Raw genomic sequence first — 25,123 nt, forward strand, 5'->3', positions numbered from 1 at the left:
CTGCGAAATCTGGTTCTGCGAGACGGGCGGCAGACGCCGGATAAGCTCCCGGACATGGACGTCCGAGTGGAGATCATCCGGGAGGCGAGTCAAGGGATCGTAGATGCCTTCAGCAGGTTGCTGCCGCAGTTGTCGTCGACCGCCAAGCCCCTCGACTACGAAGCGATCGACCGGATGGTGACCTGTGATGCCAACACCGTGCTCGTCGCCCGAACATCTGATGCGGTCGTCGGCACCCTGACCCTGGTGCTGTTGCCCCTGCCGTCCGGTGCGAGGGCCCGTATCGAAGACGTTGTCGTCGACGGTGCGGCGCGAGGCCAGGGAGTCGCTGGACTTCTCACTCAGGAGGCCCTGCGGATCGCCCGGGAGGCGGGTGCCCGGACAGTGGATCTCACCTCCCGACCAGATCGTGCAGCAGCTAATCGACTGTACGAGCGTCTCGGCTTCCAGGCCCGCAAGTCCAGGGTCTACCGCTTTCCATTTGACGACTGACAGCCAACCGCCGACGGCCCGCTGCGGCGCCCGTCTGTTCGAGAAGCCGCAGATGCCGGAATAACGCCCCCACCTCTTCATATGGGGTGGCAGGCCCGCAACAGTGGCAGGGATGCGAACGGGCCGGCCATGAAAGAGCGCTCGACTTGGTCGAGGTCGACATCCAACAGATCGCCCAAATCGCTGAACACCGCGTTGCTCACGAGAATGTCTACGCCGCCGAACAATTCGACAGTCCTGGACACAAGCGGATCGAGTGCGTCATGATCGCTCACATCGCAGGCGATCGGCTCGGCGCGCACACCCGAATTGGTCAACTCCGCACAAGTGTCCACCAGCTTGCTCTCCGTGCGCCCCACTACCGCGATGTTCGCCCCTCCTTCGCCAAGCGACAGCGACGCCCTGCCCTACGCCCTGGCCCGCGCCGGTGATCAGCGCGACTCTGCCATCAAGAGTGCCCATCAGCGCTCAACCGGTGGTTCCAGTGACTTGTCGGGGCCCGCGTTTCACCTCGGCTACAACGTGACCACGAACGGCCGGTCGGGAACTGCCGAGGGTAGTTTTCATATGCATGAGTTTCGCGAGATGAGATGACGTTCGATGACGACCTCCGTGAAAGCCGAGCGCGGAAACCTGCCGGCGGAATCGACCAGTTTCATCGGCCGGCGCCGTGAGCTGGCCGAGGCGCGGCGGTTGCTGTCGACCTCGCGGCTGGTGACCCTGACCGGCATCGGTGGGGTCGGCAAGACCAGGCTGGCGGTGCGGACCGCCGAGGACTCGCGGCGAGCATTCCCCGACGGGGTGTGGTTTGTCGCGCTCGGCGAGCTGCACGATTCGACGTTGTTGGCCGAGACCGTGGCGGCCACGCTCGGACTCGCGGATCAGCCGGGCCGGTCGTCGTCCCGGCACCTGATCGATCACCTCTCCCCCACCCGGACGTTGTTGGTGCTGGACGACTGCGAGCATGTGCTCGATGCCGTCGCGGAGTTGGCGGAGGCGCTGCTGCGAACGTGTCCGGAGCTGCGAATCCTGGGGACGAGCCGCGAGGTCCTCGGGGTGGTCGGGGAACAGGTGATGCGGGTGCCACCGTTGACGGTTCCGGACGCGCAGCGGATCCCGTCACTCGAGGCGCTGCCCCAGTACGAGGCGGTCACACTGTTCCTCACGCGGGCCACCGCGGGCCGTCCGGACTTCGCGCTCACCGAGGCCAACTGCGCGGCAGTGGCGGGAATCTGCAGGAGGCTGGACGGGCTGCCATTGGCAATCGAGCTGGCGGCGGTGCGGATCCGGGCGATGTCAGCCGAGCAGATCCTGCAACGCCTGACGGACCGGTACCAGTTGCTGACCGCCGGTTCTCGGGTCGCACCGACCCGCAAACAGACGTTGCGGGCGTGTGTGGACTGGAGCTACGACCTGTGCGAGGAACGGGAGCAGAAGCTCTGGACCTGGCTGTCGGTGTTCGCCGGCAGCTTCGAACTGGATGCCGCCGAGGGCATCTGCCCAGACGAGCTGGTTGCAGACGACTTCCTGGATGCGGTCGCCTCGCTCGTGGACAAGTCGATCCTGGTCCGGGAGCAGGTCGGGGAGGTTGTGCGCCTCGGCATGGCCGAGACGATCCGCGTGTACGGCAGGGAGAGGTTGCGCGAATCCGGCGACTACGCCTGGTTCCTGCGGCGGCACCTCGACTGGTACGAACGACTGGTACTGCGGGCCGCGTCCGACTGGATCGGCCCCCACCAGACGCAGTGGATCGCCCGACTCGATCGGGAACAGCCGAACCTGCGCGATTGCCTGGCGTTCAGTCTGACCGACGCGGTCGTCGCTTCCGATCCGGATATCAGCGCGCGCATCGTCAACGCCATGTTCCTGTTCTGGTCGTGCCGGGGTCTGCTGACGGAGGCCCGGCATTGGATGGGCCGCTGTCTGACGAGCTCCGACATCATGCAGGCCGAGGAGCGCGTGGTGATGTCGTACTTCGACAGCCTGTTGGCTGGTATGCAGGGCCAACTCGACGAGGCCGCGGCGAGGGTGACGGAATGTTGCTCGCTCGCAGAGCAATTGGGAGTTGCCGAGTCGATCGAGATCGCGAACTACGCGAGCGGGTATCTGGCCGTGTTCCGTGGAGACCTCGCCGCGGCGGTCGAGCCGTTCCGGGCCGCACTCACGAGCGACCCAGATCTGGGTCGATCCTGGCGCCGGACCGCCATACTGCTGGGTTCCCTTCCCTCCCTTGCACTCGTCAGCGGGCTGCTGGGGGACGAGGGGACGGCCGTCGCCTGTCACGAGCGGGTACTCGAGATCACGACGCCGCGGGGTGAGTCCTATTTCCGGGCGTACTCGTTGTGGGCTCTCGGCGTGATAGCGCTCCGGGCAGGAGAACTCGATCGGGCAGCAGCCCTGACGGAACAGGCGTTGCGGCTGATCTGGCAGATCCATGTCCAGGTCATGACCGGCTGGTGCCTGGAGTCGTTGGCCTGGATCGCGATCCGCGGCGGCAATCCGAAAGGTGCCGCGGTCCTGATGGGCGCCGCCGAGACCCTCGCGCGGACGGCGGGAAGCGCCTCGGTAACCCTCCCCTACCTGCTCGGCTACCACGACAAGTGCGCGCAATCCACCCGCGAGGCACTCGGGGACCGCGCCTACGGCGTGGCCTTGCGCACCGGTGCCGACATGAGCCTCGGCGAGGCCGTCGCCTACGCACTCGGCGACCACACCGCCGACCAGCCCCGGACGACACCGGTCACACCGGTGTTGACTCGCCGCGAGACCGAGGTGGCCGAACTCGTCGCGAAAGGCCTGACCAACAGGGAGATCGCCTCCATGTTGGTGATCTCACCCCGCACCGCCCAGGGCCACGTCGAGCACATCCTGACCAAGCTCGGGTTCACCTCGAGGACGCAGATCGCGGCCTGGAGTGCCGAGAACCAGCAGCATCGACAACTCTGATCCGAGGCTCTGATCCGACGACGGGGAGATGCCGTGACGCCCTGGACGTGCCCGGCCGCGACGTTGGTAGCGGGCGTGGCGGCCGGGTACAGCTCGGCGTCGGTCCTGGAGGTTCGTTGAAGTCAGCGCCCGGTGGTGCTGTCGATCAGTTCGCGGAGGATGTCGGCGTGGCCGGCGTGGCGGCCGGTCTCTTCGATCATGTGGGTCAGTGCCCAGCGGACGCTGGGGGTGGGGCGTCCCGGTCGCACCCGCGGAACGGGTGAGCCGAGGTCGGGGCACTCGTCGAGAATCTTGTTCGCGGCTGCGACGGTCTCGCGGTAGCGGGCAACGACATCGACCACGCTGTCCGTTGGCACGGCCCGGAACGTCGCCTGCCAGTCGGTCACGTTGTCGCCGAGGAACATCGCGCGCTCTACGAACGTCAGGTGATTGAGCAGTCCGAGCAGGTTCGTGCCCGAGGGCACTGCTGCTTCTCGCACCTGCGGTTCGGGTGCGCCGTCAACCTTCGCGGCAATCGCCGATCGGAGGTAGTCGAGGAAAGCACGGAGGGTCTCGGTCTCGCTGTATCCGGATCGCGGCGGTGGGGTGTCGCTGCGGCGCTTACGCGGCGAGTTGGTGGGCACGGTGGCCTCCTTCCTGGGTCTGGTCAGGCGGTACGGCGGATGAGGAGGGCGAGATCGGTCACCTCGGCGGTTTCGCCATCCCGTCCGGTCGCGATCCGGCGGGGCTGGCCCGCATCCGTGGTTCTCATCGAATTGCTCCTCTGGTCGGGACACTCCCAGTCTCGCCGGGAACGCATCGAACCGGCACGCAATCTTGCGGTTCTGGCAAGGTGGTCTCGTGGATCGCGAAACGGACGATGTTCTGGACGTGGTGGGTCCGCGGCTGCGTGCGCTGCGCCGCGAACGCGGCCTCACCCTTGCTGACCTCGCGGTGAGCACCGGGGTGTCGGAGAGCACGCTGTCGCGGCTCGAGAGTGGGCAGCGAAGGGCGACGCTGGAATTGCTGCTGCCTCTCGCCCGTACCTACAACATTCCGCTGGACGATCTCGTCGGGGCCCCGCGCACCGGCGACCCCCGGATCCACCTGAGGCCGATCCGACGGGCCGGGATGATCTTCGTGCCGTTGTCCCGGCGGCCGGGTGGGGTGCAGGCGTTCAAGATGATCATCCCGACTCAGCCGGAACCGCTCGAACCGACATCGAAGACTCACGACGGTTTCGAATGGCTGTATGTGCTCAACGGTCGCCTGCGGCTCGTGCTCGGCGATCGTGACATGACGTTGCCGCCCGGTGAGGCCGCCGAGTTCGATACGTCCCTACCGCACTGGCTCGGCAGTGCGGACGGCGGCGTGGTCGAACTGCTGATCCTGTTCGGCCCGCACGGAATGCGTGCGCACGTGGGCGCTGACCCGCATCGTTCCTCTCGCAGTGCGATCCAGCGATGAGCGCCACCTCGCCCGCGCAGGCCTTTGAAGCTGGGATGCGGTAGGCGCGCCCAATTCCGGTGCGCCGGTGAAAAGTGTGCCGTATCCCGCATCGGTGAGTGGCTCTGTCCGCCCTAGTCCGCGGTCTCGGTTGGTGGGTGCACGGTCCGCGGGCGTGTGGGGTCGACGGTGATGGCAGCGACGATGTCGGCGTTGATCGGGTCGGTGTAGGGATTCGGCGTCGCGTCGTGGACGACGCCGATTCTGCTCGGGCCGGACAGGTCGACTGTCGAGGCGTCACCTGTCTGTCGGTTGATCCGTCGTAGTTCCTCCGGGCCGACAACGCTCCATTTGGTTCCGCCGGTATCGAGCGCCACGTCGGCTCTGGTCGCCGCTCTACTGACCGTGCGCTCCAATTCAGGATGGGTGACGGGCGTCAGGCGGCGGTTCGTCTCGTCGAGAACTTGGAGACGATGAAGGTCGGGTCGGGTGCGTATGGCTCCGTGTCGCCGATCGCTGGACAACCAGCCCCTCGACTGACCTACGACGTAGAGCTTGTGCAGGTGGACGGCAGTGACCCTGCCGCCTTCGGTGGTGTAGCGATCGAGGTTCAGTCCGCCATCGTCGGTGAGGGTGCAGCGGTGGATGTCGTGCGGGGAGGTGATCCAGCAGCCGTCATCGCCGTCGGTGTGTACTCGTCGCGTCCACTTTTCGTCCGGGACCTCGAGAGGCAGGGGCAAGGTGTATCGCACGATGTTCGGCGGACCCCCAATCGATGTGTCCACCCGAAGGAGTATCGGATCGGACGCGTGCATGACCCAAACGATGTTGTCGTGGACGGCGACCGCACCGGCATTGAAGGCTGGTTTGCAGTCCGGCCTGGCATTCAGGTCCAGTTCGACGAGGATGCCGGCCGCGACGAAGTCGCCGTCCTGGGCCGAATCAAGGTGAGGGTTACCGGTCCGCGGACGGCACGGTCGGTCCACCATTGACTGCTCCACCCATCGCCGTAGACGAGATGCAGCCAACGAAGTCCACCATCACGGTCGGTCCACGGTGCTCGGCCGTACGCCGGACGAGCGATCGCCGTTCGTGTTTCGTCGCACATCGAGGGGGCTTCTTCGACTGAAGTGAATCCCAATGACACGTCGACGAAGTCGCCGACCGCAGCGCGGGGAAACGACCCATCGCCGATGAGCCATCCGGGGACGAGTACACGCAAGGTTCGAGGACGTTGAATTGCCTCGTGCACTTGGTAGTTCATGTCGTTCCCGACGCACTAGGAGTCCGCGCGGCGAAGCGTGCGGGCGTCGGGTCACCGCGCCTGACGATACAGCCATCGACCCGACTGTGTCGCATCCGGCTCCCGCCACCGTTCCAAGTTAGGGACCGGGTCGCGCCTAGGACATGTTCAGCTCCGCCGCGGCGCGCACGAGCGCCGTGAAGGCCTTGTCGTCGATGCTGTCGCCTTCGTGGAAATCGATGGCACGCCTGGTGTTGCCTTCGAGGCTGGAGTTGAACAGGCCCGCTGGGTCGTCCAACGAGGCGCCCTTGGCGAAGGTCACCTTCACGATCTTCTTGTAGGTCTCTCCCGTGCAGATCATGCCGGCGTGCGACCACACCGGGACGCCTCTCCACTTCCATTCCTCGACCACATCGGGGTCGGCCTCCTTGACGAGACTCCGGATCCGGGCGAGCATCTCGCCCCGCCAATCGCCCAGCTCGTCGATTCTCGCGTCGATCAGCCGAGAGGGATTGTCTTGTCCTGCACCTGCACCTGCACCGGAGCCGCTTTTCGCTTGGTTCATGGTTGCCAGTCGCTCTCTTCGCCGTGGTGGTCTCTCGCCGATCACTCGAGTATCCGCGCCGGCCGTCGTGAATGCATCGCGAATCGTGTCGGCGCGTCAGTCCAGCAGGTCGGCGGCGTTCTTCTCGAACCAGTCCTGCGGATGCACCGACCTCGTTCGATCGAGAGTCCCGTGGGTGCGTTCGATGACGGGCCGGAAGCGGCGGGCCGGAACGTCGAGGTGGATCCAGTCGAAGGCGCGCAGCGTCGGATGGGCGAGGATGCGGTCGACGTCCTCGTCGGACACCGGAACGTCCTTGACGATCAACAGTTCCTCGAGGTTCGGTGCTTCCAGTACGGGGGCGAGTGACGAGAGGTTCTTCATCATGCCGAGCTCGACGCGGCGCAGATTCGTCATGTTCGCGAAGGACGGCAATCTCCCCACCCGTGATTGCGCGTACAGGCTCAGCAGACGCAGTCCTTCGCACTCCGGCAGCGCATCCATCTCGGTTATCCCGCGCACGCTACTCATGTGCAGGTAGACCAGCTGATCACAGCCGTGAACAGCATCAGCGTTCGTCCCTGTCCCGCCGCGGATGTCGAGCCATCGAAGCCCTCGAAGCCGGCTGTAGAAGTCCGGAGGTGTGCGCACCGCGTTCGCCCTGATCCGACGCACCCCGCGATGCACCGCGATATCGGATTCCGACAACGTCACGCGCTCGAGCATCAGCATGACTTCGGATGCTAGAACCACACCCCGATCTCTGCCAGTCGCGCCCGCAGACGCGCGAGATGCCCACCCGGCCAGTACAACTGTCCGCAGTCGTGGCAGCGGCTGAAACGTTTCTGCTCCCGCAGTACCCCGCCGGGCACACGGCCTCGCGCCAGCGCGGGAGTCGCCGGTCCGATCAACCCGTTGCAGCGGGCGCACCGCGTGAGCGGCGCGATGCGCCCCTGCAGCCGGAACCGGTCGAGTACCTCACGCAGTTGCCGCCGCGAATCGGTCTCGTGCAGGAATCCGCCGTGCACGAGTGCGGCCCGCCTGAGTAGACCGACGTCCCGGGTCAGCAGGATTCGATCTTCCGTGCGGGACAGCGCAAGAAGCTCGTCGTCGTCGCTGTCGTTCCGGTAACGGGTGTCGAAGCCGAGCAGTCGCAGGTAGCGCGCGAGGTGACCGAGGTGCACGTCGAGCACGAATCGCGGCTGCTGCAGCGGCGGGCGCAGCGGCGCGATCCCCGGCAATTCCAGCGACTGGAACGCCGGATACACCGCGACCCGTTCCCCACCGGCGAGACGGTGGTCGAATCCCACGGGGCTGCCGTCGACGAGGATCAGATCGACCTCGGTGTGCGGGACGCCGAGTGATTCGATCCGGTCCTTGACCGACGGCGTCCCGTCGAAGGCGTGCTCGAAGCTCCGCTTGCGTTGCGCGGGCGCCAGAAACTCGTCCAGCTCCCCGTAGAAGCGGAACTCGCACCAACGTCGATCCATCACCAGGCACCGCGCGGAACGGGGCGTCGTTCGCCCGCCTACCCTCGCCGCACCCGACCGCCTAGCGGCCGGAACCGTACGGGCGGGTGATGATCTCGAGGTTGTGTCCTGCCGGGTCGTGGAAGTAGACGCCGCGGCCACCGTCGTTCCGGTTGAACGTGCCCGGCCGGGACTTGTGCGGATCGGCCCAGTGCTCCATCCCCCGTTCTACGATCAGGCCGTAGATGCGGTCGAAGTCCTCCTCGCTCACGAGGAACGCGTAGTGCTGCGGCAGGACGTCGATCGGCGGATCCGCGAAGTCCAGGGTGACTCCGTTCTCCAGTTGCACTGCCAGGAACGGACCGGCCGGAACCGGATCCGGCAGGCCGAAGAGCGAGGTGAGAAAGAACGCGGACACGTGCTTGTCCTGCGCGAAAACGATGGTGTGGTTGAGCGAGATGGCCATGGATGACCCCTTGTGATACGACGCCTCCATGCCTGACGCAGTCCGCCACCGGCACGCGACGCTGCGCACCATCAAAGCACCGATCGCGGTTGCCCCGCAAGATCATCGGAGATCGCCGTCCAGGCAGGCACCGACGATCGGCCCGATCTCCGCGAGCGCCTCGGGCGTGGTGAGCCGGTTGTGCGTGTGACCGACCGGGTAGACCCGGACGGCACCGGTCACGAAGCGATCCCACGGCGTCTCTTGCCGTGCCGATCCGCCGTCGGCGGCGACGTAGACGAGGTCGCCGTCGAACACCGCCGGCCGGTAATTCTGTCCCAGCCCGACGGTGTGGACGTAGTCGTCGTAGAGCCGGCGCAGGTCGTCGGCGGTCAACGACGCGTACGGTCCGCCGCTCTCGTGCAGCAGTTGCGCGGCGCGCTCCGGGGTGAGCTCGCCATCGCCGCCGGCGGGCTCGTCGACGCCCGCGAACTCGGCGAACAGCATGCCCAGCGTCGGTGTCCGGGACGCCTCGGGAACCGAGTCGGAGGTCTGGGTGTCCAGCATGATCAGCGTCCCGACGTCCTCGCCGAGTTCGCGCAGTCGCACCGCCATCGCGTGGGCGATCGCACCGCCGACGGAGTACCCGAGCAGGTGGTATGGACCGTGGGGGCGCACCCGACGAATCAGCTCGACATACTCGCCCGCCAGTTCCTCCATCGACCCGGGATCGTGCCCGACATCGACCGTGCCGGGCGACTGCAGGCCGTACACCGGACGCGCTGTCGGCACGTACGGAACGAGTCCCGTGTAACACCCCACCAATCCGATCGCCGGATGCACACAGAACAGCGGGGCGCCGCCGTCCCCGGCCCGCATTCTCAACAGGTTGCCCATACGGTCCGGGGTCCCGGCGTCACCCGCGGTTCGCCGCGCGATCACCGCCGGCGTCGGGTCACCGAACACCCACTGCATCGGCAGTGCCCGACCGAGTCGCGACTGCACCTCGGCGACCACCCGCACGGCGCTCAGCGAATTGCCGCCGAGCTCGAAGAAGTTGTCGTCGATGCCGACCCGCTCGGCGCCGAGGACGTCGGCGAACACCTCGCACAGCACCCGCTCGACGTCGGTGCGCGGCGGCCGGTACTCCCCCGCCGTGAACACCGGCGCGGGCAGCGCGCCGCGGTCGAGCTTGCCGTTCGAGTTCATCGGCACCTCGTCGAGGATCGTGATCGCCGACGGCACCATGTACGCCGGCAACGATGTCGCCGCGAACTTCCGCAGCGCAGCGCCGTCGACAACACCGTCCGGGGTGAGCCGGACGTACGACACCAGCACCGTCTCGCCGTTGGGCGCATCGTGGCCGAGGGACGCGGCGAACTCGACGTCCGGGTGCGCGGTGAGGGCGGCGTCGACGTCCCCGATCTCGATGCGCAGGCCGCGGATCTTGATCTGGAAGTCGGTGCGCCCCACGTACTGCAGGCCGCGCCCGCCGCACCGGCGCACCAGGTCCCCGGAGCGGTACATTCGCGACCCGGCGCCGTCGAACGGGTTCGCGACGAACCTCTCCGACGTGAGCGCCGGCTGCCCCCGATAGCCCCGGGCCAGGCACGGGCCGAACAGGTACAGCTCGCCCTCGCCGCCGTCGGGCACCGGACGCATCCAGCAGTCCAGGACGACGGCGCCGACACCGGACCGGGGCACCGGTCCCCCCATCGTGATCGGCGTCCCGGGCTCGAGGGACTCGCTGGTCGTCACGCACACCGTGCACTCGGTGGGCCCGTACGCGTTGAGCAGGCGCGTGCGGGGCGCCCACGCGTCGACCAGTTCCGCGCCGAACAGCTCGCCGCCCACCTCGATCACCTGGACGTCGGGCAGCGATCCCGGTTCGATCGTCCCGCACACCGCGGGGGTGACCAGCAGATGCGTGATCCGCTCCTCCCGCGCGTAGGTCGCGAGTTCGGCGCCCGCGTACACGTCGGGCGGTGCCACCACCAACGTCGCGCCGGCGCCGAACGCGAGCATCAGTTCCAGGACCGAGACGTCGAAGCTCGGGGAACACACGTGGAGGATCCGCGATTCCGCGCTCGCCCCTTGATGTTCCACCTGTGCGGCGGTCAGGTGCGGCAGACCGGCGTGCGTCACCACGACGCCCTTGGGCGCGCCGGTGGATCCGGACGTGTAGATGAGGTAGGCGGGATCGGCCATCCGGATCGGGTGGGTGCGTTCGTCGTCGCGGATCGGCGGTGCCGGATGGTGTTCCAGGTCGAGGCCGTCCAGCGGCAACCAGTCGAGTCCGCCCGGTAGCACGTGGGCACCGGTCGCGGTCAACCCCACCCGGGCGCCGCAGTCCCCGAGCATGTACTCGATGCGTCCCGGCGGCAGCTTCGGATCGATCGGTACGGGCGCCGCACCGCTCTTCGCGACCGCCCACGTGGCCGTCACCGACTCCGCCGAGCGCGGCACCGCGACCGGCACGAAGTCCTCCGGGCCCACACCCCGGTCGAGCAGCACCCGCGCCAACCGGGTGGAACGCTCGTCGAGTTCACGATAGGTGGTATCGATTCCGTTCCAGCGCAGCGCGATCGCGTCGGGATCACGCGCTACCGCGTCCTCGAGAATCTGCGGCCAGGTCCGCGGCTGGACCGACGCCGACTCCGCCACGTCGACGAGTTCGGCGCGCCGCTCGTCGCCGAGCAGATCGATGCGTCCCACCGGCGTATCGGGGCGGTGCGCCACGGTCTCCACGACTCGACCCAGCCGCTGCGCGAGATCCGCGACGTCGACCGGCGCGAGCGCCTCCGGCGAGTACCGCAGGCGCATACGCAGTCTCGTGTCCTCGAACGCCATCAGCGACAGCGGGTAGTGCGTCGAGTCGTTGCCGACCACTCCGGTCACACGCAGTCCGGTGCGTTCGGTGAGGCGCGCGAGCGCGCCGGGATTCATCGGGTACGACTCGAACACCATCGCGGTGTCGAACAGTCCGCCGAAGCCGGCCGCCTGCTGAATCGCGGTGAGACCGCGGTACTCGTGCGGCATGAGCGCGGTCCGTTCCCGCTGCAGCCGCGCCAGCAACTGGCGCACGGTCTCGTCCGGATCGAGCCGCACCCGCACCGGCACCGTGTTGATGAACAGACCCACCATCGCCTCGGCGCCGGCGATCATGGGCGGTCGACCGGAGACCGTGGTGCCGAACACGACATCGGTCCCGGCGCTCATCTCGCCGAGGAGGATTCCCCACGCCACCTGCAGCACCGTGTTGACGGTCACGCCCGCCGCCTCCGACGTGCGCACGAGCGCCTCGGCCGTCGGATCATCCAACGGCACGGTCTCACTCGCGCTCGCCGACAGCTGCCGACCCACCGCGTGGGGGGCCGCGAGTGTGGGGCCGGGCAGCCCCGACAGTGCCCTCGCCCAGGCCCGTCCCGCGGCGCCGACGTCACGGGAGACCAGCCACGCGAGGTAGTCCCGGTACGGCGGGGCCGTCCGGTCGAGGGGTGCGCCCCCGGTGGCGTACAGGTCGAACAGATCGGCCACGAGCAGCGGCGCGGACCAGCCGTCCAGGACGATGTGATGGTTGGTGATCACCAGTCGGTGGGTTCGCTCGCCGACGTCGATCAGCAGGAAGCGGATCAGCTGGGCGCCGCGCATGTCGAAGTGGTTGCCGCGGTCACGGTCGATCACGGTGTCGCTGTCCGCGCGGGTGGCGACGGTGATCGCCGACCAGTCGACGGGGACGTGGTCGAGCAGCACCTGCACGACGCTGCCGTCGTCGTGGTTGTCGAACACCGTCCGCAGGCTCGCGTGCCGGTCCATCAGCGCCTGCGCCGCGGCGGCCATCCGGCGTTCGTCCAGGTCACCGTCGAGGTCCAGGACGAGCTGGACGTGGTAGGCGTCGACGGCCTCCTGCGCGAGCAGCGCGTGGAAGAGCAGCCCCTCCTGCAGCGGTGTCGGTGGCCACACGTCGACGACACCGCCGTGCGAGCGCTCCCAGCGGGCGATCTCCGCCCGCGTCGCGGGAACCAGGTCCAGGTCCGACGGGGTCAGGCCCCCGCACGACGGGTCGCTCAGGTGCGCGGCGAGGTCGCGGATTCCGTTCTCCCACAACGTCACGAACTCGCGCGTCGCGTCCGCGCCGAGCACGCCGCACGCGTACCGGATCTTCGCGGTCAGCTGCGGCCCCGCCGGACCGTCGGCGATATAGGCGTCGACCGCGAGTGTGGTCGGCACCGGGCCGTCGCTGCCGGAGTCGGACGCGGAGTCCGCACCGACCGCCGTGACCCCGCCCGCGGACGCGTCCCCCGACAGCCGTCCCAGGTAGTTGACGGAGATCTGCGGCGTCGCGAGAGCGGCGAGGGTGGGACCGGTATCGGGATTGAGATACCGCAGCAGCCCGTAGCCGATGCCGTGTCCGGGGACCGCGCGCACCTGCTCCTTGACGGTTCGCAGCGCCTCCCCGAAGTCGGCCGGGTCCACGTCGGTCAGGTCGAGCCGGATCGGGTACGCCGTGGTGAACCACCCAACGGTGCGTGACAGATCGGCCCCGGGAACCGCGTCCTCGTCCCTCCCGTGGCCTTCGACGGACACGACGGCGCGCACCCAACGGCCGACCCCGCCCCACCGGTTCCATCGCGCCGCCGCGATCGCCGTCGCGCACAGCACGGCATCGGCCGGCGTCGCCCGATACGCCTCGGGCAGGCGCTCCAGGAGCTGACGGGTGACCTCGACCGAGTGGCGCACGTCGAGTTCGCCGACGGCGGTATCGGCGGCCGGATCGAACCGATGGTCTCCGAGCACCGGATCCGGCGGAACGAGCGTGTCCGTCCACCAGTCCATCTCGGCAACTCGTTCCGGTGCGGTGGCCGACACCGCGAGTTCGTGCGCCCACGTCCTCATCGACGTACCGACCGGGGGCAACTGGGGTGTCCGACCGGTACGGATCTGCTCCGACGCCGACACGAGGTCGGGCAGCAGGATCCGCCACGACACCCCGTCGACCACCAGGTGGTGGATTGCGACCGACAGTCGGCCCGCCCGGTCCGGGCCCACGTCGCACCACACCGCCTGCACCATCATCCCGTTCGACGGGTCGAGCCGACCGACCGCCGCGGTCCGTTCCCGCGCCGCCACCGCGTCGACGGCACCGTCGTCGGCCGCATCGGAACAGTCCACGCGGCGCAGGCACTCGCCGGCCGCCACCGCGCCCGGTTCGGGGATCTCGAGGTGCAGATCGGTGCCGGCGCCGACGCGACGGGCCCGCAGCATGTCGTGACGGTCGAGCACCTCCTGGAAGGCGCCGGCGAGGTCGGCGGCGGACAGTTCCGCCGGGACCGCGACCGTCACCGACTGCGAGAAGTGGTCCCAGTTTCCGCCGCGCTCGGCCAGCCAACGGACGATCGGTGTCGGCTCGACCGGCCCGATGCCGCCGCCGTCGATCTCCCCCAGCACCGGGTGTCCGCCCGCCTCGACCCCGGCCCGGATCACCGCGGCCAGGCCCGCGACCGTGGGGTGTTCGAAGACGTCCTGGGGGGTGAGCCCGAACCCGCGCTCGCGGGCCCGCGACACCAGCGAGATGACCGTGATCGAGTCACCGCCGAGCACGAAGAACGAGTCGTCCGCCGCGACCTCCGGCACCCCGAGTGCCTGCGCGAACAGCCCGGCGAGCGCTTCCTCGACCGCGCCGGCCGCGCGGCGGCCACCCCCGGCGAACGCCGCGAAGTCCGGTTCGGGCAGCGCCTTCCGATCGATCTTGCCGTTGACCGTGACCGGGAGATCGTCGAGCACCGTCACCGCCGCGGGCACCATGTAGGACGGCAGCAGCGCCTCGACCTGCCGACGAACCTCGACCGGGTCGAGCGTGCGGCCCGGAGTGGGGACCACGTATCCGATCAGCCGATCGCCGCCGCCATCGACGCTGCCACCGGCCCCGCGTTGCGCCACGACCACGGCCCGGGCCACCCCCTCGCACCGCAGCAGGGCGGACTCGAGCTCGCCGAGTTCGACGCGGAAGCCGCGCACCTGGACCTGGAAGTCGGTGCGTCCCAGGAACTCCAGTTGCCCGTCGCCGCCGCGACGGCCGAGGTCCCCGGTCCGGTACATCCGCCGCCCGCCGCCGCGGCCGTCCGCGACGAACCGTGCCGCCGTCAACCCCGGGCGTCCGACGTAGCCGCGCGCCACGGCCTCACCGGAGAGGTAGATCTCGCCGACCACGCCGTCCGGGACCGGATGCAGCCGTGCGTCGAGCACGTGCAGGCCGACCCCCGGGATACCCCGGCCGATCACGGTGCCGGGGATGCCGGCCAGGCCGCCGCGCTCGAGCGCGGCGGCGCTGTCGATGACCGTGGCCTCGGTGACCCCGTACATCTCGAACACCCGACCGGCGTCGTCCGGGCGGCGGGCATACCAGCGGGACACCTGCTCGAGGGCGAGCTCCTCGCCGCCGACGAACACGTAACGCAGGGGCAGATCGGCCGTGTCGCGGTCCACCAGCTGGTAGAACGACGCGGGGGTCTGATTGAGCACCGTGATCCGTTCGCGGCGCAGCAGGTCGACGAAGTCCGCCGGGGTCCTCGCCGTCAGCGGGTCCACGAGCACGGCCGTCGCACCGGTCGACAGCGGACCCCACACCTCCCACACCGCGACGTCGAAGGCGAACGAGTGGAAGATCGTCCATGCGTCCGACGAGCAGAGGTCGAACAACGTCGTCGCGTTCACGAGAAGGGCGACCGCGCTGCGGTGCGTCACCTGCACGCCTTTCGGCCGTCCCGTCGATCCCGAGGTGTAGATGACGTACGCGGCGTTGTCCGGGCGCAGCGCCGCGACGCGATCGACGTCGGACAGCGGCGCCGGCGAGAGTCGTTCGAGTTCGGCACGGGTCGCGTCGTCGTCGAGCAGCAGCATCGGGGCGGACACTGCACCGAGCGCGGCGGCCGAGTCGGTGGTGGCCACCACGCACGTGGGCTCCGCGTCACCGAGCACCAGCGCGATCCGCTCCGCGGGCGAACCCGTGTCGACGGGCAGGTAGGCCGCGCCCGCCGCGATGGTCGCGACGATCGCCACCATCATGTCCGTCGACCGCGGAAGCGCGAGGGCCACCACGGTTTCCGGCCCCGCGCCACGATCCACGAGGAGCCGCGCGAGCCGGTTCGCGGATGCCGCGAGGTCCCCGTAGCTGAGCCGGGTGTCACCCGACACCACGGCCGTCGCGTCCGGGTGCTCGGCCGCGGCGGCGGCGAACACGTCGGCGAGCGTGTCCGACGCGGGCGGGGTGCCGCCGATGACCGCCGACACGATCGCGGTCCGCTCGCCGGAGGTGAGCAGGTCGACGTCGCCGACCGGGTGGTACGGGTCCACCGCGGCGGCGTCGAGGATCCGGTGCAGGCGCTCGGTGAACCCTCGGACGGTGCCGAGGTCCCACAGGTCGGTGGCGTAGGTGACGTCGAATCGCATGCCGTCGGGGGCGCCGTCCGAACCGAACGACTCCGACACGCTCAGCTGCAGATCGAACTTCGAGACCCCGAGGTCCCGCTCGACCGGTTCGACGTCCAGGCCCGGCAGCCGCAGGTAGTCGGACATGTCGGTGCGGTACTCGACGAGCACCTGGAACAGCGGCGCATACGACGTCGACCGGGTCGGGGCCAACTCGTCGACGAGCCGCTCGAACGGCAGGTCGGTGCGCGCGAAGGCGCCGAGGTCCACCTCACGCACCGCGGCGAGCACGTCGGCGAATCCGGCGCCGGTGTCGATCGGAGTCCGCAGCACGAGGGTCCCGACGAACATGCCGACCACGTCGTCCAGCCCGGCCTCTCCCCGGCCCGAGACCGGGGTGCCGATCACGATGTCGGCGGTGCTCGACAGGCGCGCGACGAGTACCGCGAGGGCGGCGTGGGCGACCATGAACATCGTCGAATTGCCCCGGTGCGCAAGGTCGGCCAGGGCAGCGTGCGTCCGCCGGTCGACATCGAAACCGACGACGGCACCGCGCAGCGACTGCCGCGCTGGGCGCGGCCGGTCGGTGGGCAGCGGGACCAGGTCGGGGATGCCGTCGAGCGTCCGGCGCCAGTAGTCGAGTTGCCGCGCATAGCGCGACGTCGGATCGTCGGGCGACCCGAGCAGGTCACGCTGCCACAGGGCGTAGTCGACGTACTGCACGGCCGGCGGCGGCCAGTCGGGCGTCGCCCCGCGTCGACGCGCTTCGTACGCGCGCATCACGTCCTTGCCCAGCGCCGTCATCGAGAAACCGTCGGCACTGATGTGATGCGCCACCACGGCCAGCACGTGCTCGGACCCGGACACCCGCACCAACTCGGCCCGCAGCGGCACCCGATCGCTGACGTCGAAGCCGGTCGACGCGAGCCGCAGCAGGTGCGCGTCGAGGTCGGCGCGCAGCACCGCCAGCACCTCCGGTTCGGGGACCTCGCCGATGTCGACGATCCGCTGCGTCGGCACGCCACCGACCAGCGGGTACATCGTGCGCAGACTCGAATGGCGGCACACGACGTCCCGGACGGCGGCGGCGAGCGCCCGCTCGTCGAGGTCACCGCGCAGGCGCACCGCCATCACGATGTTGTAGGCCGGCGACGACGTGTCCAGTTGGTTGATCGACCACATCCGCAGCTGCGCCGACGACAGCGGCAGCACCTCGGGCCATTCGTACGGCCGCAGCACCGGTCGGTGCTCGGCGCCCGCGCCGCCGTGTTCCACCCGCGCGGCGAGCCCGCGCACCGTGGGGGCCTCGAAGATCGCGCGGACATCGAGGTCGGCGTCGAGCGCGGCATTGAGTCGGCCGGTGACCCGGGTGGCCATCAACGAGTTGCCACCGAGGTCGAAGAAGCTGTCGTCCAAGCCGATTCGGTCGATCCCCAGCACGGCCCGCAGGTGCGCGGCGACGATCGTCTCGATCGGGGTGAGGACCGCGGCGCTCGTGGCATCGACGAGGCGCGGGAAGTCCGGGGCGGGCAGCGCCTTCTGGTCGAGCTTGCCGGCCGGGGTCAGCGGCACCTCCGCGATCGGCACGATCAGCGCCGGAACCATGTGCGCCGGCAACCGGCCCGCGAGGTGGCGGACCAGTTCGTCGGGGTCGACGGCGGGGGCGTCGCCGGAGCGGACGTACGACACGAGGACGGTCTCCCCGGACGGCGCGGTCCGGCCGAGGGTCGCGGCGAACTCCACCGCCGGATGCTCGGCGAGGGCCGTGTCGATCTCGCCGAGTTCGATGCGGAATCCGCGCACCTTGACCTGCAGGTCGCTGCGACCGAGGTACTCGAGTGCGAGGTCGGGGCCGTCCTGCCGCCAGCGGACGATGTCGCCCGTCCGGTAGAGGCGGTCACCGGGCATGGTGCCCTCGTCCTCGTCCGTGGGGTCGTCGGTCGCCGCCACGAACGGGCTGGCGACGAACCGTTCCGCGGTGAGACCGGGGCGCAGGTGGTAACCACGCGCGATCGCCGGACCGCCCAGGTACAGCTCGCCGGGGACGCCGATCGGGACCGGCTGCAGGCGCGCGTCGAGCACCAGTTCCACGAAACCGAGGGTCGGGCCACCGATGGTGACCGGGTCGTCCGGGGCCAACGGACCGGCGATGTTCGACATGATGGTGCCCTCGGTGGGCCCGTAGGCGTTGAACATGTCGCGTCCGGACGCCCACCGGCCGATCAGTTCGGGCGGGCACGGCTCCCCCGCCACCGCGAGGGAGCGCAGTGCATCGAGCCCTTCGGGATCGAACGACCCGAGGACACTCGGGGTGAAGAACGCGTGTGTGTCCTGCCCGGCGGCCAACTGCCGGGCCAGATCCTGGCCGCCGTAGACGTCGGGCGGGGCGATCACCAGGTGCGCGCCCGACCCGAACGCCATCAGCAGCTCGAACACGGACGCGTCGAAGCTCGGCGACGTGAACTGGGAGACCCTCGAATGGGAGGTGACGGTGAGGCTTTCGCGCTCCTGGACCACGAGGTTCGCGAGACCGCGGTGGGTGAGCACGACACCTTTCGGCACGCCGGTCGAGCCGGACGTGTAGATCAGGTAGGCCGGGTTGTCGATCCGCAGGGGCGCCGTGCGGTCCGCGTCGGTGACCGGATCGGCCGGGTACCGCTCCAACCGGTCCCGGTAGTCGTCGGAGTCGATCTCCCGCCACCCGATCCGCCCGGACAACCGCGGGCGCCGGTCGTGCACGGTCAGCCCCGCCGCCGCTCCCGAGTCGCGGAGCATGTGGTCGATCCGCTCCGGCGGATAGGTGGGGTCGACGGGGACGAACGCCGCCCCGGCCTTCGCGACCGCCCACACCGACTCGACGAATTCGATGGACCGGGTCAACCCCAGCGCGACAACGCTTTCCGGTCCGACGCCGTCGTCGATGAGCAACCGGGCCATGCGCGAGGATCGGGCGTCGAGGTCGGTGTAGGAGACGGTGCGATCCCCGCACGACAGCGCGGGCGCGTCCGGATCGATCGTTGCCGCGTCGGTGAGGATCCGCGCCAGCGTCCGGTGACGGCCACCGCGGCGGCCGAGCACGGGTGCGAGACGGTGGTAGTCGGCGTCGGACAGCAGTCGCAGCCGGGCCAACGTCTGCTCCGTGTCGTCGGCGAACGCATGCAGCACCCGCTCGAGCCGATCGGCCACCGCGTCGACCTCGACCGCGTCGAAGAGGTCGGGCGCGTAGTCGATCCGGATCTCCAGCCCACCGTCCACCGACGCCGCGAGCGCGAACGGATAATGGGTGGCGTCCCGGACGGCGACGTCGGTCACCCGCATCCCGGCGAAGTCGGTGTCCGCGGTCAGGCCGGCCCGGTCGACCGGGTACGACTCGAAGACGGTGATGGTGTCGAACAGGGCGGCCGCACCGGTCGCACGTTCGATGTCGGCGAGCCCGACGTGCTCGTGATCGAGCAGCGACGTCTGCTCGGCGTGCGCGCGGTCGAGGAGTTCGCCGAGCGTCTCGGCGGGATGCAGGCGCACCCGCACCGGAATCGTGTTGATGAACAGGCCGATCATCGACTCGATACCGTCGATCTGCGGCGGCCGCCCCGACACGATCGCGCCGAAGACGACGTCGTCACGCCCTGTCCACGCCCCCAACACGATTCCCCACGCCGCCCGCACGATGGTGCTGAGGGTGACACCGCGCTCGCGGGCGACCGCCTCGAGTCGGGCCGTCGCCTCCTCGGTGAGGATCAGCCGCTCCGCCCGTGGCACCGTGGGCAACTGCCGACCACGTTCGAGCGGTCCGAGCAGCGTCGGCTCGTCGACCCCTGCCAACGCGTCGACCCAGCGCTCCGTCGACGCCGCGAGGTCGACACTGCCCAGCCAGGACAGGTACTCCCGGAACGACGGCGGCACCGGGACGGCCCCCGGGTCGGGTGCGACGTACGCCTCGAGAAACTCGCGCACCAGCAGGGGCACCGACCAGCCGTCGAGCAGGATGTGGTGGTACGTCAGCACCAGACGGTGCGTGTCGGCGCCGGTGCGGATCAGCAGCCCCCGGAGCAGCGGCGACACGCTCATGTCGAAACGTCGGGCCCGATCGTCGGCCAGGACCTGCTCGGCGGCTTCGGGGTTCTCGAGATCGGCTACCGCCCACGGCAGCTCGACGCGCTCCGGCACCAGCTGCACGGGGTCGCCGTCCGGCCCGGTGGCGTACGAGACTCGAAGGATCGCATGACGATCCAGAAGAGCCTGGACGGCGCGGCGGACCCGGTCGGCATCGACCGATCCGCCCAGCACGATCTCGAGCTGCACCAAGTACGGGTCGTGCTCGTCGCCCGTCAGCTCCGTCTGGAACAACAGCCCGGCCTGCAGCGGCGACAGCGGCCACACGTCGGCGAGCCCCGCCTGCGCCTCCTCGAGACGTTCGACGGTCCCCTGGTCGAGGTGCACGAGCGGCAGATCCGACGGAGTGAGGCCGCCGGCACCGGGCCGGACGGCGGCCGACGCAAGTGCGCGGCACGCCGATCGCCACAGCTCGGCCAGGTCCTGGACGTCCCGGTGATCGAGCACGCCGCCCGGGTACGCCAGTGTCGCCCGCAACGTCGGGCCCCGCTCGCTGTCGACGGTGATCAGGTTGATGTCGAGGGCGGCGGTGGCCGGCATGTCCGGTTCGACCGAGGAACCCAGGTCCCCGAGTTCGTCGACCGGGAGCCAGTCCCCACCCACGCCGTGCGGCGCCACGGCCATCCGCCCGAGGTAATTGATGCTGGTCTGCGGGGTCGGCAACCCGTCGAGGGGTCCGGGGGTGCCGTCGACGCGGGCGCCCAGGTAACGCAGTACGCCGTAACCGATTCCGTGATCGGGCGCCCCACGCAACTGTTCCTTGACGAGTTTGAGCGCCTCACCCGCGACCGGCCCCCCGGCGAAGGCGGCGTCGAGATCGATTCCCGCCAGGTCGAGCCGCACCGGGTGGGTCGTCGTGAACCACCCGACGGTCCGCGACAGGTCCGCGCCCGACACCACCTGGTCCTCGCGGCCGTGTGCCTCGATCGTGAGCAACGTCGACAAGTCGGACGCGGTGCCACGCCGGTGGCGCCAGGTCGTCAGCGCCAGGACCAGCGCGGTGACGACGGCGTCGTCGACACTCCCGTGCACGCTCTCCGGTACCGCGGTGGACAGTGCCGCGGTCACGGCCTGTGGGAGGTCGACGGCGACGGTCTCGACCGTGTCGGCCACGTCGAGGCGCGGATCCAACGGGCGGCTGCCGAGCAACGGGTCGGGGCCCGCGAGCACGCCTCGCCAGTAGTCGATCTCGGCGGCGTGATCGCCACGTGCACGCTCGTCGAGTGCGTGCGCCCACGTCCGCATCGACGTCCCCACCGCCGGCAGTCGCACCGTCCGACCGGCCCGCGCCTGCCCCCACGCGGAGGCCAGGTCCGGCAGCAGGATTCGCCACGACACACCGTCGACCACCAGGTGGTGGGCCACCAGCACCAGCCGACCCGGCCGACCCGGGCCCGCGTCGCACCACACCACCTGCAGCATCCGGCCGGCCGTCGGGTCGAGCCGATCGACCGCCTCGGTGCGCGCGACGACCAGTGCCGCGACGAAGTCGTCCGTGCCGGGATCCGCGGCCACCGGGATCCTGTGCACGACGTCGCCCGCGGCGACGGCCCCGGGCGGCGGGACCTCGAAGGCGGCGATGTCGATGTCTATGCCACCGACGTATCTGGCGCGGAGCATGTCGTGGTGGTCGAGGACGGCCTGTACCGCGGTCCGCAGATCATCGCCGTCCAGCCCGATCGGCAGGACCACGCACACCGACTGCGACAGCCGGGTCCAGGACCTTCCGCGGTCGACGAGCCAGCGCACGATCGGTGTCGCCGCCACCGATCCGACACCGCCGCCCGACAGTTCCTCGAGCGCGGGAGCGCGCGCGGCGGTGTCGGTGGCCACGGACGCCAGCCCCGCGACCGACAGCCGCTCGAAGACGTCCCGCGGGGTCAACGCGAGACCGGCGGTACGCGCGCGGGACGCCAACTGGATCGCCATGATCGAGTCGCCGCCCAGCGCGAAGAACGAGTCCTCGGCGCCCACGGATTCGAGCCCGAGGACCTCGGCGAACAGCCCGGCCAACTTCTCCTCGGTGACCCCGGCCGGCGCCCGGCCGACCCCCGACGAGGAACCGAAGTCCGGTTCCGGCAACGCCTTCCGGTCCACTTTCCCGTTCACGGTCAGCGGCAGCCGCTCGAGAACCGTCACCGCCGCCGGCACCATGTAGGGCGCGAGCGTGCCGGTCACCTGATCCCGCACCGCCGCCGGTCCCACCACCGCACCCGATTCCGGGACTACATACGCGACCAGTCGCACGGGCTCTCCCGGCGCGGCGCGTCGAGGCACCACCACCGCGTGGGCGACACCGGGGCACTCCACGAGCGCCGCCTCGATCTCGCCGGGCTCCACGCGGAAACCACGCACCTGGACCTGGAAGTCGCTGCGCCCCAGGAACACCAGCCTTCCCTCGTCGTCGAGACGGGCGAGGTCCCCCGACCGGTACATCCGGCTGCCGTCGCCGGAGAACGGGTCGACGACGAATCGCTCGGCGGTGAGCCCGGGGTGACCGCCGTAGCCGCGGGCCACCTGCACACCACCCGCATAGATCTCCCCGACGACACCGACCGGGACGGGACGCAGGCGACGGTCGAGCAGATACAGTCTCACGCCGGGAAGCCCCCGGCCGACGACGTTGCCGCCGCCCGACGCAGCCAGCGCCGACGTCATGGGCATCGAACTGAGGAAGACCGTGGTCTCGGTGATGCCGTACACGCTGACCAGGGCGGACCGGTCCCCGGCATGGCGGTCGAGCCAGGGCACGAGGCGCCGCTGGTCGTACTCGTCGCCCCCGACGAAGACCCGGCGCAGGTCGGGCAGTGGTGCGGGGGCATCCTGCTCGACCTCGGCCAACTGCAGGAACGCGGCGGGCGTCTGGTTCACCACGCTCACGCGCTCACGTCGGAGCAGATCGAGGAACGCGTCCGGGGTTCGCACGGTGTCCCGATCGACCACCACGAGTGTTCCGCCGATGGTCAGCGGCCCCCAGATCTCCCAAACCGAGAAGTCGAACGCGAAGGAATGGAACATCGTCCACACGTCGGCCGCGGTGTTGTCGAACTCGAGGTTCGCATTGGCGAGCAGCGCCGCGGCACTGCGATGACTCACCTGCACGCCCTTGGGCCGGCCGGTCGAGCCCGACGTGTAGATCGAGTACGCCAGGTGGTCCGGCCGCAGCGGCCGGATCCGTTCCCCCGCGGTCACCGGCGCGGTCGGCAACCGCGCCAGCTCGGCGCGTGTCGCGCGCGTGTCCAGGGCGACGACGGGGGCGTCCAGCCCGTCCAGTCCGTCCAGTTCCTCTGCGAGCGCGGCGGTCGTCAGCACACACGTCACCCGCGCGTCCGCCAGCACGTAGTCGCGGCGTGCACGGGGCGATGACGCCTCGATCGGCACGTACGACCCGCCTGCGGTCAGGACCGCGAGCAGCGCGACGATGAGCTCGGCGGACCGGTCCGACACCACCGCCACCCGCGACTCCGGCCCCACTCCGAGCGTGATGAGTTCGCGTGCAAGCTGATTCGCCTCGCCACACAGCTCGCGGTACGTCAGCTCGGTGTCGCCGAACACCACCGCGGCCCGATCCGGGTCCAGCTCCGCGGAGTGGGCCACCAGCTCCGGCAACGTCCCGCCGCCCGACACTCCGGGAGTGTTCCACTCCGCCAGCAGCGCGGCGGTCTCCGCATCGTCGACGATCGGGAGCTCGCCGACGGGGGCCTCGGGAGCGGCGGTCGCCAGCGCGCGCAGCAACCTGGTGAACCGGTCGTAGTGCCGGCCGAGTGTGGCGTCGTCGTACAGGTCGGGATTGGCCTTGAAGTCCAGGCGGATCGGGCCGGAGGTGCCGTACCGGTAGACATTGACCAGCAGGTCCTCGATCGGACCGGACGAGAGCACCTCGAGCGAGGTCCGGGTGTCACCGAGGCGCAGCTCGGTCGGGAACATCATCAGGTTGAGCAGCGGGCCCGAGAACCCGCGGCCGGACCCGTGCTCCCCGCGGTCCCGGCGCAGATCCTCGTGCCGGTAGCGCTGATGGCGCAGCGCGCCGGACAGGGCCGCCGCGACGGCCGCCACCAGTTCCGAGACCGTGGTGCCGGTACCCACCGACACCCGCAGCGGCACCACGTTCGCGAGCGTCCCACCGGATCGCCGCAGAACCGCAGTCGTCCGGGACGAGACCGGCAGGCTCAGCACGATGTCGGACGCACCGATGTGGCGTGCGGTGTAGGCGACGATCGCCGACGCGACCAACACCGGGAGCGTGACCCCGTATCGATCCTGCGCGGCTGCAAGAGCGTGGGCGACCGCGGGTTCGATCTCGGTGCCGACGTCCCGGCTGTGGGCCCGCGCCGGCGCGGCGTGCTCGGCGAGGCTGCACCGCTCCGGCATCCCTGCGGTCCGCTCACGCCAGTAGTCGCGATCCGACTCCCACCGCGTCGACCCGACGTACTTTGCCTCGGCGGCGTGGACCTTCTCGAGACCGTCGGCCGTGTTCGGTGGTGGCTCGCGGCGCTCGACTGCCGCGTTGTAGAGATCGGCCATCCGATAGACCAGCGTCGCCGCGCCGACACCGTCGAGCACGATGTGGTGCGCACGTGAGTACCAGAAGTAGCGGTCGTCGGCGATCCGCAGGAGCGCAGAGACCGCCAGACGGTCCCGGAACAGATCGATCGGCGTGCCGATGTCCGAGCGCATCCATTCGCGCGCCGCCGCCTCCGGGTCGGGTTCACCCCGCAGGTCCACCAGCCAGGTTCCGGTGTCGACGTCGGGATCGACGATCTGTTGCGGCCGGGAATCGTGCGGAACCAGACGAATCAGACCCGAACCGAATTCGCGGGCCGCTTCGGAAGCGGCCCGCGAGAGCAGTGGGACGTCGAGCCGTCCTCGGATGTCGATGAACTGGGCGACCGCCATCGGCACGCCGGGGTCGAGTTGTTGTGCGAGCCACTGGCCCATCTGTGCGGGCGTCAGAGGCATCGGATCCGGACACCCTGCGCCGAACCCGTACGCCCCCATGCGATCACCGGCGTCCGTCG

Annotated in this window: 12 protein-coding genes; 4 read left to right on the plus strand and 8 right to left on the minus strand. The window is 69.8% G+C overall.

The window, feature by feature from the left end; all coding sequences use genetic code 11:
* Window positions 1-66 precede the first annotated feature (66 nt).
* The gene (locus tag J2X34_RS20645; RefSeq protein WP_254622533.1) at window positions 67-492 is read left to right on the plus strand and encodes a GNAT family N-acetyltransferase; all 426 of its coding nucleotides are present in this window, start codon (window positions 67-69) and stop codon (window positions 490-492) included.
* A 77-nt stretch (window positions 493-569) separates the two neighbouring features.
* Here the strand turns inward: J2X34_RS20645 and J2X34_RS20650 are convergent, their stop codons facing one another.
* Entirely contained in the window at window positions 570-851 is a 282-nt protein-coding gene (locus tag J2X34_RS20650; protein ID WP_429519523.1) for an SDR family NAD(P)-dependent oxidoreductase, read from the minus strand.
* 241 nt (window positions 852-1,092) lie between these two features.
* Between J2X34_RS20650 and J2X34_RS20655 the strand changes: the two genes are divergently transcribed.
* Window positions 1,093-3,438 carry an ATP-binding protein gene (locus J2X34_RS20655; RefSeq protein WP_429519527.1) on the plus strand — a complete coding sequence of 782 codons (2,346 nt, stop codon included), beginning with the start codon at window positions 1,093-1,095 and terminating at the stop codon, window positions 3,436-3,438.
* 122 nt (window positions 3,439-3,560) lie between these two features.
* On the opposite strand, the gene J2X34_RS20660 is transcribed toward J2X34_RS20655, so the two are convergent.
* Entirely contained in the window at window positions 3,561-4,061 is a 501-nt protein-coding gene (locus J2X34_RS20660; protein WP_114724506.1) for a DinB family protein, read from the minus strand.
* 217 nt (window positions 4,062-4,278) lie between these two features.
* Here J2X34_RS20660 and J2X34_RS20665 point away from each other — a divergent pair, with 217 nt between their 5' ends.
* Window positions 4,279-4,884, plus strand: coding sequence for a helix-turn-helix domain-containing protein (locus J2X34_RS20665; protein ID WP_429519534.1), 606 nt, complete (start codon window positions 4,279-4,281; stop codon window positions 4,882-4,884).
* Window positions 4,885-4,997: 113 nt separating this feature from the next.
* On the opposite strand, the gene J2X34_RS20670 is transcribed toward J2X34_RS20665, so the two are convergent.
* Window positions 4,998-5,240, minus strand: a complete 243-nt coding sequence (locus J2X34_RS20670; RefSeq protein WP_429519538.1) for a hypothetical protein — start codon at window positions 5,238-5,240, stop codon at window positions 4,998-5,000.
* 45 nt (window positions 5,241-5,285) lie between these two features.
* Between J2X34_RS20670 and J2X34_RS20675 the strand changes: the two genes are divergently transcribed.
* Window positions 5,286-5,855, plus strand: coding sequence for a hypothetical protein (locus J2X34_RS20675; protein ID WP_429519540.1), 570 nt, complete (start codon window positions 5,286-5,288; stop codon window positions 5,853-5,855).
* A gap of 408 nt (window positions 5,856-6,263) precedes the next feature.
* On the opposite strand, the gene J2X34_RS20680 is transcribed toward J2X34_RS20675, so the two are convergent.
* From J2X34_RS20680 to J2X34_RS20700, 5 genes are all read right to left on the minus strand, one after another.
* Window positions 6,264-6,671 carry a DUF1801 domain-containing protein gene (locus J2X34_RS20680; protein ID WP_429519678.1) on the minus strand — a complete coding sequence of 136 codons (408 nt, stop codon included), beginning with the start codon at window positions 6,669-6,671 and terminating at the stop codon, window positions 6,264-6,266.
* A gap of 96 nt (window positions 6,672-6,767) precedes the next feature.
* Complete coding sequence (locus tag J2X34_RS20685) at window positions 6,768-7,382, minus strand: hypothetical protein (protein ID WP_174910796.1); 615 nt, start codon at window positions 7,380-7,382, stop codon at window positions 6,768-6,770.
* 11 nt (window positions 7,383-7,393) lie between these two features.
* The gene (locus J2X34_RS20690; protein ID WP_429519545.1) at window positions 7,394-8,140 is read right to left on the minus strand and encodes a Mut7-C RNAse domain-containing protein; all 747 of its coding nucleotides are present in this window, start codon (window positions 8,138-8,140) and stop codon (window positions 7,394-7,396) included.
* 61 nt (window positions 8,141-8,201) lie between these two features.
* Complete coding sequence (locus tag J2X34_RS20695; RefSeq protein ID WP_174910802.1) at window positions 8,202-8,585, minus strand: VOC family protein; 384 nt, start codon at window positions 8,583-8,585, stop codon at window positions 8,202-8,204.
* Between the two features lie 102 nt (window positions 8,586-8,687).
* A complete protein-coding gene (locus J2X34_RS20700; protein ID WP_429519551.1) occupies window positions 8,688-25,064 on the minus strand; it encodes an amino acid adenylation domain-containing protein in 16,377 nt (5,458 codons plus the stop codon).
* Between the last annotated feature and the right edge of the window lie 59 nt (window positions 25,065-25,123).

This window comes from Rhodococcus sp. BE178 (assembly GCF_050433545.1).
Classification (GTDB): Bacteria; Actinomycetota; Actinomycetes; order Mycobacteriales; family Mycobacteriaceae; genus Prescottella.